The following is a 12,258-nucleotide window of genomic DNA, read 5'->3' on the forward strand; positions in this document are numbered from 1 at the left end:
AACTCACCCTTCCTTGAGCGGGAGCTCCGCCCACACCGTCTTGCCGACCTCCCGCTCCGACACGCCCCACGTGCGGGCGAGGACCGACACGATGATCAGGCCCCGGCCGGTCTCGTCGATCTCCCATCTGGGCACCATGCGCAGTCGCCGGTCACCTCGCGTATCGCTCACCTCGATACGCAGCGTGTCCTCCGGGAGCAACAGGAGGCGGAGTTCGAAGTCCCGTCCCGGTACGCGGCCGTGCGTGACGGCGTTCGCGGCGAGTTCGGCGACGACGTGCTGTGCGGTGTCGTTCGCGTCGCTGTCGTGCGGGTATCCCCACTCGGCGAGTTGCTGGGCGGCGAGGCGTCTGGCGAGGCGGGCGCCTCGCGGGGTGCAGCTGAGGCGCTGGGTCAGTTCGTCGGTGGGGGCGGGGAGGGGGGTGGAGATTTGTGAGTTCACGTTACCGAGAGTGGTCGCTTCGTCCTACTCTGACCAGGGGCGACGGTGGACTCCGGGTATCCGTACGGGTGCGGTGGGTCAGGGGTACGGGTTGTCGGCCGTGACCACGACGAGGTGAGGGCGGTGGCGTGCGTGACTGAGGATGCCGAGCGAAAGCCGGAGACTCCGGCGGAGGAAGACGGTACGACGGGGTTGTTCACGGCGCTGGGCAAGATGCTCAAGCGTCTACGGGAACGGGCTGGGCTGACGCAGCGGCAGTTCGGGGAGTTGGTGGGGTATGGGCCGGACGCCATCTCCGCGATGGAGCGGGGCGTACGGATCACGAGGCCCGAGCTACTGAGGAAGGCTGACGAAATCCTCAACGCGGGTGGGTTGTTGACGGACGCCATCCCCGAGGTCGAGGCGGCGATGAAGAAGGCGAGGACGCGGCATCCGGATTGGTATCGAGGGTACGCGGCGCTCGAAGGCGAGGCCGTGGAACTGCATTACTACGCCAACCAAGGAGTGCCTGGCCTGCTTCAGACCATGGAGTACGCGCAAGCAATGTTCTCCCGTCGACGACCACTCCTCGACGAGGACACCATCAACAAGCGGGTCGCCGACCGGTTGTCACGCCAGCAGGTCTTCGACCGATGGCCCGCACCGATGTGCAGCTACGTGCTGGAAGAAGTGGTGCTGGATCGGCCGATCGGCGGCCAGACCGTGCACCAAGGGCAGTTGATGCACTTGATGCGCGTCGGCAGCATGCGAAACGTAGAGATCCAAGTAATGCCGACAGGTATCGAGGATCACCCCAATATGGGCGGCGCGTTCAATCTACTGACACCCCAAAAGCACCCACAGGTGGCGTACACGGAGGTCCAGGGGCACCCGCGGCTGATCACCGACTTGGAAGAGGTACGGAAGATCGCTGACCGCTATGGGATCATGCGGGCGGTGGCCCTACCGCCAGCAGAGTCCCGGGCCCTGATCGAGAAGAAGCTGGGGGAGCTATGAACACCGCGAAACTCAACTGGTTCAAGTCCAGCTACAGCGACGGCGAAGGCGGCGAGTGCCTGGAAGCCGCCTACACCTGGCGCAAGTCCAGCCGCAGCGGCGGCGAAGGCGGCGAGTGCGTCGAGATAGCCGTCTGCCCCCACGCCATCCACCTCCGCGACTCCAAGAACCCCACCGGAGGGCACCTCACCCTCTCCCCCACCACCTGGTCCGCCTTCCTCCGCCAGGCCTCTGTGTAACAGCTGTGCTGCGTACGCGGCCGGGGTGGATTTCCCGGGGTCTACGACGGCGATGATCGGGACATGACCACGATCACCCGCGCCACCACAGCGGCAGCGATCTGCGCGGCGGTACTGCTGACCGGCACCGCCTGCTCCAGTGACAGCGACGGCGACGGCCCGAAGACCTCGGCCAAGAAGTCGGCCCCGGCCACACCCGCCGCCCCCGCCAAGCCCGCCGCCGACACCGACGACGAGCACGCCGACGGCGACACCGTCACCGAGGCTCCGAAGATCGACCGGAAGACCATCGCCTCGTACGCCAACGGTCAGTTCGGTCGAGCCATCCCCTTCAAGGGCGGGCTTCGTAAAGGGACCCTCGGGATCGCCCTGAACTGTGAGGGCAAGGGCACCGTGAAGGTCGAGGTCGCCGCGCTGGGCATGACCTCCGTCGAGGAGTGTGCGGACGGCAAGGTCGCCACCACCTACAACGAGACCGAGGTCAGCGAGGCGCACCCGGACGCGTACATACACGTCACCGGTACCTCCGGTGTGCGTTGGTCGGTGTCCGCCGGGCAGTGACGTACCCGGCGAAACCCGCTAGCCGGCTGCTGAGGTCGGCGAAGGTGCGTGGGGGTAGGTGGCTGACCGGTGCTGGAAGGACAGGATCTTCGGGTTCTGGACGACCCCGTCGCGGATCTCGATCGCCTTCCTCAGCGTGACGTCGGCGTCCCAGGCCGCCGGGCCTTGCATGACCTTGCGCAGGTAGGGCAACAGCGCCTCACTGATCTCCCAGGTGGCGGAGTTCCACAGGTGGGACGGGCTGTGGTCGACCGCGTAGTAGTGGCAGCCCGGTCCCACCGTGTGCATGGGTTCACCGAAGGTGGTCGGGGCGGCCCACTCGAAGCCCATGCCCTCGTCGCAGGAGACGTCGATGAAAAAGGTCCCCGGCCTGAACAGGGCGAGATCCTCGTCGGTGACGAACGTGAGGGGCGCGTCGGTGTCCTGGAAGATGCAGTTGACGATGATGTCGAACCCGGCCAGGTACTCCGCCAGCGGCACGGGGCCGGTCGGGGTGGCTGCCTGGAGGCGCGACGGGTCGTCCTCCTGCTCCTCGAAGTGGGCCATCACGACCGACGGCATCGGCGAGGCCACGGCCGCGGCGGCGCGCTGGGTGAGCACCGTGACATCGGTGACCCCCATCGCTCCCAGGCCCGTGACCGCTCCGCGCGCCGTGGCACCGAAGCTCATGACCACCGCGCGCAGGCGGCGGCCGTAGTGACCGGTCAGGCCGCCGAGCTGGAGGGCGTGCAGCACCGAGCAGTAGCCGGCCAGCTCGTTGTTCTTGTGGAACACATGGACGCTGAAGGCGCCCGTCGAGGTCCAGTGGTTCATGGCTTCCCAGGCGATCAGGGTCAGCCGGCGGTCGATGGCGAGCTGCGTCATCTTCTCGTCCTGCACGCAGTGCGGCCACCCCCACAGCACCTGGCCCTCGCGCAGCTCGGCGACGTCGTCGTGCGTCGGCTTGGGCAGCAGCATGACATCGCACTCGGCGAGAAGCTGCTCGCGGGAGCGCAGCCCGGCCACGAGGGTGCTCAGCGCGTCGTCGTCGACGCCGAACCGTTCGCCGTAGCCCTGTTCGAGGAAGATCTTCTCGCGTATGTCCGGGGCGATCCGGTCCAGGTGGCGGGGGTGCAGGGGCAGACGGAACTCGTTCTCCTTGTGCGAGGAGGCGAGTACTCCGAGAGTCATCAGGCTCATGTGGGGCGGCTCATTTCCGACCGGACGCGAGGCGATCCGGCATTGCCGTTCCCCGAGGGCGACGCCGAAATGGATGACGGCGTGCGAAGTGCGCTCGGTACCGCCACCGTACTCCGTCCGACGCACAACCCCCTACTTCTCGGGACATCCGTACATATCGTCACAAGCTACCGCTAACACGGCGAGACTCATCGCCGGTCACGGCGGCCCAGCGTCGTCTCCACGTCCTCCCATGCCAGTCCGCTCAGCAGGGGCCGGAAGCCGGTGAACAGGGCGAGCAGGTCCGGGCCCCACTGTTCGCGGAAGACCGGGTTCACGCGGGCCAGGTCGAGTTCGTTCGCGGCGGTCAGCTCGGCGAGGTCCTCGCGGCGGCTCCGGTTCACGGGTCGGGCGCCGCCGGTGAAGCGGTCGTAGAACGGCGCGTTCGGGAGCGCCAGGCCGGGATACGTGGCCTTGCGGGCCATGGCGGAGTAGACGTGGACGATCTCCTCCGCCTCCGGGCCGATCACCCTCGCCAGCTCGGCGCGGCGGTCGAGGGAGAGCAGGGCGGTGGGGAAGCCGTCGGCGCCGTAGGCGGCGTGACAGAGACCCGCCAGACGGAGGGCCGGCCGGGCCTCCCAGGCCGCGAGCAGTCGGTACACCCGGCAGAGGTGGGCGAGCAACGTCCCGCCGGGGTGCGCTATTTGCTCGGCGCCCAACTGCCGGAGGAATCCGACGGTTTGGGCGGCCGTGGACGGAACGACAGCGGGAGGGGAGGGAGAGGGAGGTGAGGGAGAGGGAAGGGAAGCGGACATGGGGGTGGCGTCCTCTCGGTGCGCGAAAGGTCGGCACCCGTCCGCTCCCCACCCCTTGGTCCGGACCCCGGCGGGGGCGCGGGACGGGTTGCCGCCTGGGCCCTGCCCTGAGCGTGACGTACTCGGCCGCAACCAGTCAATCCTAAGGTTCTGTCACCAACTCCAAGTATTTGCTTGGGTGTTAGCTTGGGCGTTGTGACCCTGGATGACCTGCGTGTGTTCGTCGCCGTGTGCCGGGCCGGGAGCCTGAGCGCGGTCGCCCGTGACCTCGCCTGTACGCAGTCGGCGGTGAGTCAGCATGTGAAGCGGCTGGAGCGGGAGACGGGCGTCGCTCTGCTGGAGCGGCATGCGCGGGGAGTCGTACCGACCGAGGCCGGGCGCGTTTTGCAGACCGCCGCCTCGCAAGGCATCGCCGGACTGGACCTCGCCCTACGACAGCTCAAGGACCTCGTCGACGGTGAGAGCGGGTCCGTACGGGTCGCCACCGGTGCCACCACCGTGCGGCACTTCATGGCGGACGCGGTGGTGGCCTTTCGGCGTCAACACCCCAAGGTGAGCCTGGAGTTCCGTACGGAGAACTCCAGCCGGGGGTGTTTCGCCGCGCTGGCCGACAGTGAGTTGGACCTCGCTTGGATCACCATCGGGGCGCCGGTGCGGGGTATCGAGCAGCGGGTGGTGATGGAGTTGCCGTGGGTGCTGGCTGTGGGTGCGGGTGATGCTCTCGCTCGGCGGGCTTGTGCCGAGGCCGACGATCTGCGCGACCTGCGGTTGATACGGCTGCCGCCCAACTCCACTTCCGCCGCGCATCTGGACGCGGCGTTCGCGGAGGTGGGGGTGCGCCCGGTGTTCGACACGAGTGTCGCCGACTGGGATACCGCTTTGTTGCTGGCCGAGTTGGGCCTCGGGGCCGCCATCGTCCCCGCTGTGCCTGATCTGGTGGTGCCGGGTTCTGACGGGCCGGTGCGGCTGGTTCCGTTGCGCGGGTTTCGGCCGCTGGCGGTGGGGTGGGCTGTTCGGCGGTGGGATGCGCTCAGTCCGACTGCCCGGGCGTTTGCGGATACCGTTGCTGAGAGTTGTGGTGGTTAGGTTGTTCGTTGGCTGCGGGCTCGTGGGGGCATGTCGCAGTTCCCCGCGCCCCCATAGGGCGCGGTCAACTCGTCAGCACTCCTCAGCGCTCGTACAACCCCTCCACCTCCGCCGCGAAGTCCCGCATGACCTCGAAGCGGCGCAGCTTCATCGACGGTGTGAGGTGGCCGGCCTCCTCCGTGAAGTCGACGGGGAGGATGGTGAAGCGGCGGATCGACTCCGGGCGGGAGACGAGCTTGTTCGCCTCCTCCACCGCCCGTTGGATGACGGCCCTCAAGTCGGCGTCGTTCATGAGGAGTTCGGGCGGCACCGGGTGCTTGCCCTGCATCTGGCGCCAGTGGGTGAGGCCGGGGGAGTCAAGGGTGATCAGGGCCGAGATGTACGGGCGGCCGTCGCCCAGGACCATCGCCTGGGAGATCAGGGGGTGGGCCCGCAGCCAGTTCTCCATGGGTGCCGGGGCGACGCTCTTACCGCCGGCGGTGATCAGGATCTCCTTCTTGCGGCCGGTGATCGTCAGATAGCCCTCTTCGTCGAGGGAGCCGATGTCGCCCGTCGCGAGCCAGCCCTCCGGTGCCGCCGGGACGACGCCGCCCGCGCTCAGGTCCCAGTAGCCGCGCAGGATCTGATCGCCGGACAGCTCCACCTCACCGTCGGCGGCGATCCGGACGCGGGTGCCGGGGAGAGGCCAACCCACCGTGCCCACACGGGGTTTGAGCGGTGGCGTGACCGTGGCCGCGCCCGTGGACTCGGTCAGGCCGTACCCCTCGTAGATCTCGATGCCCGCCCCGGCGAAGAAGCCGGCCAGGGGGCGGCCGAGCGGTGAGCCACCGCAGATCATGTAACGGACCCTGCCGCCCATGGCGTTGCGGATACGGCGGTAGACGAGGGGGTCGTAGAAGGCGCGCGAGGTGCGCAGCGCGCGGCTGGGGCCGTTGCCGATGCCGTGCCGCTGGTCCTCCACCGCCTCGCTGTAGCGGCGGGCCACGCTCACCGCGCGGTCGAAGGACGAGACCCGTTTGCCCGCCTCGGCCTTCGCGCGGGCCGTGTTGAAGACCTTCTCCAGCATGTAGGGGATGGCGAGCAGACAGGTTGGTTTGAAGGCCGCGAGGTCTCCCAGCAGGTCTTCCGACCTGAGGCTGGGGGCGTGGCCCAGCCGGATGCCCGCCCGTATGCAGGCGATGGCCACCATCCGGCCGAAGACGTGGGACATCGGCAGGAACAGCAGTACCGACGCCTCATCCTTCGTCTGTTCCCGGAAGACGGGGTAGAGGAGTTCGATGGCGTTGTCGACCTCGGCGAAGAAGTTGCCGTGCGTGAGCGCGCAGCCCTTGGGGCGGCCGGTCGTGCCCGAGGTGTAGATGAGTGTGGCGAGGGTGTCCGGGCCCAACACCCCACGGCGTACGGCGACTTCCTGGTCCGGCACGTCCTTGCCGAGTTCCGCGAGCCGCTCCACGTGCCCCTTCTCGAAGACCCACATGTGCTTGAGGTCGGGGATGCGGTCGCGTTCCGGGCCGAGGGCGGCGGCCTGGGCGGTCGTCTCCGCGGCGAGGGCCACGGCGCCGGAGTCCTGGAGGATCCAGCGGGTCTGGAAGGCGGAGGACGTCGGATAGATGGGTACGGTCACCAGTCCCGCCGCCCACGCGGCGAAGTCCATGAGCGTCCACTCGTACGTCGTCCGCGCCATGATGGCCAGCCGGTCACCCGGCACCAGGCCCTCGGCTATCAGCCCCTTGGCCAGCGCGAGGACCTGCTCGGCGAACTCGGCCGCCGTGACATGCTCCCAGCTGCCCTCCGGCGTACGGCGGCTGAGGACTGTCGCTTCGGGGTCCTCGTTCGCGTTGTCGAAGGGGATGTCCGCGAGCGAGCCGTACGTCGCGGGCGCGACGAACGCCGGTACGGACACCTCCCGCACGGCTCCGTCCAGCCGCCGGATCTCGGGCTCCACCAGCAGGGGTTCGCCGTCGTAGCCGACGGCGGCCACGATCTGCGGTGAGGTCGGGGAAGACGGGAACGACGAGGACACGAGCGGCTCCTGTGACGTGCGGCGGCCTTCCGGCGTGTACACCTCTGACGGTGTTCACCACAGATGTACGACTTCGGCGGTCCCGCTGTTCAGAAACCGGATCGTACGGCTCGCACGTGTGGGGGTCGTGCGGGTTCCGGGGCGGTGGAGCGGCGGGGATGTGGAAGCTCAGGTGTCACACAGGTTTTCGATGGGTCGTCTTGCCCTGTCCTGAGCGTTTTTCACGTTAGCACCGGCCCCATATGCCTTCCCAGCCCTTCTTCACACTTTCATCCAGGGGTGATCCGGGGCTTACCTCCGGTAACCTGACTCTGGAGTAAGTATGGTATCGAGGTGGGAGTTGACCATGACCGACCGCTCGCTTCGCACCCTCGACCGGTCTCCGGCCCTGGCACCCCTGCTCGCCCGGGGCGCCTTCGCGTCCCCTTTGAAAAAGGCCGCGCTCAACAGGTCCCGCCCGGACGCCATCCTCCCGGGCACCCGCCTCGTCCTGCCCGGCGTACGCATCGATCTCGCCCGCCTCGCCGCCTACGAACGGGTCTGCGGCTTCCCCGTCGGCGACGACGCCCTTCCCCTCACTTATCCACACGTCCTCGGCTTCCCGCTGGCCATGCTCCTGATGACCGAGCGCAGCTTTCCGCTCCCGCTGCTCGGGCTGGTCCACACCTCGGTGGAGATCCTCCGCCGACGCCCGCTCGCCGCCACCGGCATCTACGAACTCTCCGTTTACGTCGATGAGTTGACGCCCCACCGGCGCGGCACCGAAGCGTCCGTGCGGACGGAGGTACGGGAAGGTGAGGACGGGGGCCGGGGCGGGGGCGAGGTACCGGTGTGGGAGTCGACGAGCACCTATCTGGCACGGCACCGGAGCGAGGTGCCCGCCGGTGCGCGGGACGCCGGTGCGCAGGACGCCGGTGCGCGGGACGCCGGTGACGAGCCCGAGGCGCTGCCGCTGGTCACCGAGTGGCGGCTCGGCGAGGATGTCGGCCGGCGGTACTCCGCCGCCTCCGGCGACCGCAACCCCATCCACCTGCACGCCCTCACCGCCCGCCTCTTCGGCTTCCGGCGCGCGATAGCCCACGGCATGTGGACCGCCGCCCGCTGCCTCGCCGCCCACGGGACCCCCGAATCGGCCCTGGTCCGCACCGACTTCAGGGCGCCGGTGCTGCTGCCGGGCACGGTGGAGTACGGGGCGGACGGCGCCGGGAACTTCGAACTGCGGGGCGGGGGACGCGTACATCTGCGGGGTGAGGTTCGGGGCGTTCCACTCAGGGTGCCGTGAGGGGTGTCGGGTTGTCGGGTCACTGCGGCGCCGTTGTGGCTGGTCGCGCAGTTCCCCGCGCCCCTGACGGGCGCTGCCCGATCAGGTGTTTTCCGGCGGAGGTGACCAGGGGTGGCCTGCCATCAGGCTGTCCAGGCCCGCCCAGGCGAAGTTCATCAGAGTCGTCGCCGCCTGTTTCGCGGTGACGCCCGGGGTGGTGTTCGCCCAGGCCGCCAGGGACTCGGCGGCGCCGACCAGGGCCACGGCCAGGCCGGCGACCTCCCGCTCGGGCAGCGAGGGGTCGCGGTGGGCCTCGCGGGCGGCGACCACGATCAGCTGGGTGACGAACGCGACGAGTTCTTCGCGCATCGCCGCGACCTCGGTCGCGAACGGCTCGCCGTGTGTACGGGCCTGGAGATGGAGCACCGACCAGCCGTCCGGGTTCTGGGCGGTGTGCGTGAAGAACGCGCGCAGGCCGTCCCAGAGCTGGCGGTCGGCGGGCAGGGCCGGTTCGACGCCGGCACGGACCGCTTCGGTGAGCGTCCTGGCCTCGCGCCGGATGCAGGCGGTGAAGAGGTCTTCCTTCGAGTTCAGGTACAGATAGACCAACGGCTTGGAGACACCGGCGAGTTCGGCGATCTCGTCCATCGACGCGGCCATGTAGCCGCGCTGGCCGAAGGTCCGTACGGCGGCGTCCAGCATCTGCTGCTCACGGACGGCGCGCGGCATCCGCTTGTTCTTCACAGCACCCATGAAGGCAAGGGTAGTTGTGCGGACCCGGTGCGCGGGCCTGCGTGTCGTGAGGTCAGGAGGGCTGGCTCTGAGCCTGCGTCTGGGCCTGCGCCTGCGCGCGGGCCGCCTCGTCGATCGCCTCGTCCTCCTGGCTGCGGTTCGCCTCCAGGTTGGCCTTGGCGCGGTCCACCCGCTCGACGATCTGCACCGACGCCCGGTCGCGCTCCTTGCGGAGGACAACGAAGCTGATCGGGGCGGAGATCACCAGGGAGAGGAGGATGATCCACATGCCGTTGGAGCCGCCCAGGCCGCGCGGGGCGATACCGGAGTAGACGGCGCCCCAGACGACCAGCAGGCAGGCCACCAAGATCCCGAGGCGCATCAGCGTGTAGCGGAGCATCTCAATCCACTCTTCCGGTTCCAAAAAGGGGCACCGTCCAGTGAAGCACGACTGGCTCCCGATCTTGCACGGGGGTCCACGGGCTTCCGCAGGCTCACAGCAGGGGCAGCAGCATGATGACGTCGTCGCGGTCGTCGCCGGGCGCGACCCGTATCGCGCCGGGTATGCGGCCGACCTCCTTGTAGCCGCAGGAGCCGTAGAAACGCTCCAGTCCGAGGCCGCCGCGGCAGGTGAGGCGGATCGCCTCCGTACCCTCGAAGGTGCGGGCCGCGTCGGCCGCCGCCGACAGCAGGGTGCGGCCGTAGCCGCTGCCCTGGTGGCGGGGGTGCACCATCACCGTGTACAGCCACACCCAGTGGGTCATCAGACGGTGGGTGTTGAAGGCGAGGAAGGCGGTCGCGGCGACCCGCCCGTCCTCGTCGTGCGCGACCAGCAGCCGGGTACGCCCGCCCGCCATCGCCACGAAGTGCTTCACCAACTCGGGCCGAACCGTCTCCCTCTCCACCGGCGCGACGAACCCGACGGCACCGCCCGCGTTGGAGACGTCGGTCCACAGATCGAGGAGCCCGTCGCGAAGCTCGGGGGTGACTGCGGGGTCAAGAGTGAAGGTAAGGGCCACCTGGGCATCGTAAGCCTTACCCTGAGGGTGCTGGGTGGGGTCTTGGCGCACGGGGCGGCCCCGGCAGCCTGCGGCCCCTTGGACGAGTCGCCCGGCCGAGGCCTGGACCCGGAGAGCGCGGGCTGCGCGGCCTCCGGGCATGCGTGCGTGGCTGTCAGGCCTTCACACCCGCATCGGCTGCGGCGACTCGCGTCGGGCCGGGTCCGGGCCGTCGTACTCGCGGATGATCTCGTAGCGCGTGTTGCGCTCCACCGGGCGGAAGCCGGCGTCCCGGATCAGGTCGAGGAGGTCCTCGCGGGTGAGTTTGTTGGGGGTGCCGTAGTTGTCGGCGTCGTGGGTGATCTTGTACTCGACGACCGAGCCGTCCATGTCGTCGGCGCCGTGCTGGAGGGCCAGCTGGGCGGTCTGGACGCCGTGCATGACCCAGAAGACCTTGACGTGCGGAACGTTGTCGAAGAGCAGCCGGGAGACCGCGAAGGTCTTCAGGGCCTCGGCGCCGGTCGCCATCTGCGTACGGGCCTGGAGGCGGTTACGGACCTTGCCGTCCTTCATGTCGACGAAGTCGTGCTGGTAGCGCAGCGGGATGAAGACCTGGAAGCCGTTCGTCTCGTCCTGCAGCTCACGCAGGCGCAGGACGTGGTCCACCCGGTGCCGCGGCTCCTCGATGTGGCCGTACAGCATCGTGCACGGGGTCTTGAGACCCTTCTCGTGCGCGAGGCGGTGGATGCGCGACCAGTCCTCCCAGTGTGTCCGGTGGTCGACGATGTGCTCGCGGACCTCCCAGTCGAAGATCTCCGCGCCGCCGCCCGTGAGCGACTCAAGACCCGCGTCGATGAGTTCGTCGAGGATCTCGGACGCCGACAGTCCACTGATCGTCTCGAAGTGGTGGATCTCCGTCGCCGTGAACGCCTTGAGGGAGACGCTCGGGAGAGCGGTTTTCAACTCCCGCAGGGAACGCGGGTAGTAGCGCCACGGAAGGCTCGGGTGCAGGCCGTTGACGATGTGCAGCTCGGTGAGGTTCTCGCCCTCCATCGACTTGGCGAGCTTCACCGCCTCCTCGATGCGCATCGTGTACGCGTCCTTCTCGCCCGGCTTGCGCTGGAACGAGCAGTAGGCGCAGGAGGCCGTGCAGACGTTCGTCATGTTGAGGTGCCGGTTGACGTTGAAGTGCACGACGTCACCGTTCTTACGGGTCCGCACCTCGTGCGCCAGCCCGCCCAGCCACGCCAGGTCGTCCGACTCGTACAGCGCGATGCCGTCCTCGCGGGTCAGCCGCTCACCGGCCCTGACCTTCTCCTCCAGCTCGCGCTTGAGCCCGACGTCCATGCTCGTTCCTCTCCTAGACCGACCTCGTAAACCGTACGCCCCCACCCTTCGGGCGGGAGGGGCCCCATCAGGCGCTTCGCGCCTGCGCCCCTACTGCTCTTCCGGCAGCTCACCGACCCTGTTCTCCCACTTCGTGGAGAGCACGATGGTCGTACGGGTCCTGGAGACGCCCTGGGTCCCGCTGAGCCGCCGGATGGTCTTCTCCAGCCCGTCGACGTCGCTCGCCCGCACCTTGAGCATGAACGAGTCGTCGCCCGCGATGAACCAGCAGTCCTCGATCTCGCTGAGGTCCCGCATCCGGCGTGCCACGTCCTCGTGGTCGGCCGCGTCGGAGAGCGAGATACCGATCAGCGCGATGACTCCCAGGCCGAGCGAGGCGGAGTCGACGGTGGCGCGGTACCCGGTGATGACACCGGCTGTCTCCAGCCGGTTGATGCGGTCGGTGACGCTGGGTCCCGACAGACCGACGAGGCGCCCCAGCTCGGCGTAGGAGGCCCTGCCGTTCTCCCTCAGGGCCTGGATGAGCTGCCTGTCCACGGCGTCCATGCGATCGAGCCTTCCGATGAAGAATCCTGAATACTGCCGAAGGTGAAGAATGCTG

14 protein-coding genes are annotated in these 12,258 nt (G+C 68.7%); 5 read left to right on the forward strand and 9 right to left on the reverse strand.

Translation table 11 applies throughout. From position 1 onward, the window contains the following. Positions 1 to 3: 3 nt before the first annotated feature. Entirely contained in the window at positions 4 to 441 is a 438-nt protein-coding gene (locus tag QA861_RS42805; protein ID WP_334594337.1) for an ATP-binding protein, read from the reverse strand. A 114-nt stretch (positions 442 to 555) separates the two neighbouring features. On the opposite strand from QA861_RS42805, the gene QA861_RS42810 reads away from it, so the two are divergent. From QA861_RS42810 to QA861_RS42820, 3 genes are all read left to right on the forward strand, one after another. After that, complete coding sequence (locus tag QA861_RS42810; RefSeq protein ID WP_443041694.1) at positions 556 to 1,437, forward strand: helix-turn-helix domain-containing protein; 882 nt, start codon at positions 556 to 558, stop codon at positions 1,435 to 1,437. After that, on the forward strand, positions 1,434 to 1,676 hold the full coding sequence (locus QA861_RS42815; protein WP_334594341.1) for a DUF397 domain-containing protein: 243 nt from the start codon (positions 1,434 to 1,436) through the stop codon (positions 1,674 to 1,676). The genes QA861_RS42810 and QA861_RS42815 overlap by 4 nt, the downstream gene beginning before the upstream one ends. A 63-nt stretch (positions 1,677 to 1,739) precedes the next feature. Beyond that, positions 1,740 to 2,237 carry a hypothetical protein gene (locus QA861_RS42820; protein WP_334594342.1) on the forward strand — a complete coding sequence of 166 codons (498 nt, stop codon included), beginning with the start codon at positions 1,740 to 1,742 and terminating at the stop codon, positions 2,235 to 2,237. Between the two features lie 18 nt (positions 2,238 to 2,255). Here the strand turns inward: QA861_RS42820 and QA861_RS42825 are convergent, their stop codons facing one another. Both QA861_RS42825 and QA861_RS42830 read right to left on the reverse strand, forming a co-directional pair. Beyond that, complete coding sequence (locus QA861_RS42825; protein WP_334594344.1) at positions 2,256 to 3,416, reverse strand: N(5)-(carboxyethyl)ornithine synthase; 1,161 nt, start codon at positions 3,414 to 3,416, stop codon at positions 2,256 to 2,258. Between the two features lie 188 nt (positions 3,417 to 3,604). Next, positions 3,605 to 4,210, reverse strand: a complete 606-nt coding sequence (locus QA861_RS42830; protein WP_334594346.1) for a DUF6817 domain-containing protein — start codon at positions 4,208 to 4,210, stop codon at positions 3,605 to 3,607. 195 nt (positions 4,211 to 4,405) lie between these two features. Here QA861_RS42830 and QA861_RS42835 point away from each other — a divergent pair, with 195 nt between their 5' ends. Continuing rightward, complete coding sequence (locus tag QA861_RS42835) at positions 4,406 to 5,296, forward strand: LysR family transcriptional regulator (protein ID WP_334594347.1); 891 nt, start codon at positions 4,406 to 4,408, stop codon at positions 5,294 to 5,296. A gap of 82 nt (positions 5,297 to 5,378) precedes the next feature. Here the strand turns inward: QA861_RS42835 and QA861_RS42840 are convergent, their stop codons facing one another. Continuing rightward, on the reverse strand, positions 5,379 to 7,319 hold the full coding sequence (locus QA861_RS42840; RefSeq protein ID WP_443041649.1) for an AMP-dependent synthetase/ligase: 1,941 nt from the start codon (positions 7,317 to 7,319) through the stop codon (positions 5,379 to 5,381). Between the two features lie 346 nt (positions 7,320 to 7,665). On the opposite strand from QA861_RS42840, the gene QA861_RS42845 reads away from it, so the two are divergent. Beyond that, on the forward strand, positions 7,666 to 8,601 hold the full coding sequence (locus tag QA861_RS42845; RefSeq protein WP_334594348.1) for a MaoC family dehydratase: 936 nt from the start codon (positions 7,666 to 7,668) through the stop codon (positions 8,599 to 8,601). 81 nt (positions 8,602 to 8,682) lie between these two features. Here QA861_RS42845 and QA861_RS42850 read toward each other — a convergent pair whose 3' ends face one another. The 5 genes from QA861_RS42850 to QA861_RS42870 all read right to left on the reverse strand — a co-directional run bounded on the left by QA861_RS42850 (position 8,683) and on the right by QA861_RS42870 (position 12,203). After that, positions 8,683 to 9,333 carry a TetR/AcrR family transcriptional regulator gene (locus QA861_RS42850; protein WP_334594349.1) on the reverse strand — a complete coding sequence of 217 codons (651 nt, stop codon included), beginning with the start codon at positions 9,331 to 9,333 and terminating at the stop codon, positions 8,683 to 8,685. Positions 9,334 to 9,385: 52 nt separating this feature from the next. Continuing rightward, entirely contained in the window at positions 9,386 to 9,712 is a 327-nt protein-coding gene (locus QA861_RS42855; protein ID WP_334594350.1) for a DUF4229 domain-containing protein, read from the reverse strand. Positions 9,713 to 9,806: 94 nt separating this feature from the next. Next, positions 9,807 to 10,331: a GNAT family N-acetyltransferase gene (locus QA861_RS42860; RefSeq protein WP_334594352.1), complete on the reverse strand. Its 525-nt coding sequence runs from the start codon at positions 10,329 to 10,331 to the stop codon at positions 9,807 to 9,809. Between the two features lie 162 nt (positions 10,332 to 10,493). Beyond that, positions 10,494 to 11,657: an aminofutalosine synthase MqnE gene (gene mqnE, locus QA861_RS42865; RefSeq protein WP_334594353.1), complete on the reverse strand. Its 1,164-nt coding sequence runs from the start codon at positions 11,655 to 11,657 to the stop codon at positions 10,494 to 10,496. Positions 11,658 to 11,747: 90 nt separating this feature from the next. Beyond that, positions 11,748 to 12,203, reverse strand: coding sequence for an Lrp/AsnC family transcriptional regulator (locus tag QA861_RS42870; RefSeq protein ID WP_006381092.1), 456 nt, complete (start codon positions 12,201 to 12,203; stop codon positions 11,748 to 11,750). Between the last annotated feature and the right edge of the window lie 55 nt (positions 12,204 to 12,258).

Origin of the sequence: Streptomyces sp. B21-083 (assembly GCF_036898825.1) — a bacterium.
Lineage (GTDB): Bacteria > Actinomycetota > Actinomycetes > Streptomycetales > Streptomycetaceae > Streptomyces.

Excerpts from the sequence above, each read along its gene's own strand:
- QA861_RS42815 (WP_334594341.1), top strand. The coding sequence starts at position 1,434 with ATGAACACCGCGAAACTCAACTGGTTCAAGTCCAGCTACAGCGACGGC.
- QA861_RS42820 (WP_334594342.1), top strand. The coding sequence starts at position 1,740 with ATGACCACGATCACCCGCGCCACCACAGCGGCAGCGATCTGCGCGGCG.
- QA861_RS42825 (WP_334594344.1), bottom strand. The coding sequence starts at position 3,416 with ATGAGCCTGATGACTCTCGGAGTACTCGCCTCCTCGCACAAGGAGAAC.
- QA861_RS42830 (WP_334594346.1), bottom strand. The coding sequence starts at position 4,210 with ATGTCCGCTTCCCTTCCCTCTCCCTCACCTCCCTCTCCCTCCCCTCCC.
- QA861_RS42845 (WP_334594348.1), top strand. The coding sequence starts at position 7,666 with ATGACCGACCGCTCGCTTCGCACCCTCGACCGGTCTCCGGCCCTGGCA.
- QA861_RS42850 (WP_334594349.1), bottom strand. The coding sequence starts at position 9,333 with ATGGGTGCTGTGAAGAACAAGCGGATGCCGCGCGCCGTCCGTGAGCAG.
- QA861_RS42855 (WP_334594350.1), bottom strand. The coding sequence starts at position 9,712 with ATGCTCCGCTACACGCTGATGCGCCTCGGGATCTTGGTGGCCTGCCTG.
- mqnE (WP_334594353.1), bottom strand. The coding sequence starts at position 11,657 with ATGGACGTCGGGCTCAAGCGCGAGCTGGAGGAGAAGGTCAGGGCCGGT.
- QA861_RS42870 (WP_006381092.1), bottom strand. The coding sequence starts at position 12,203 with ATGGACGCCGTGGACAGGCAGCTCATCCAGGCCCTGAGGGAGAACGGC.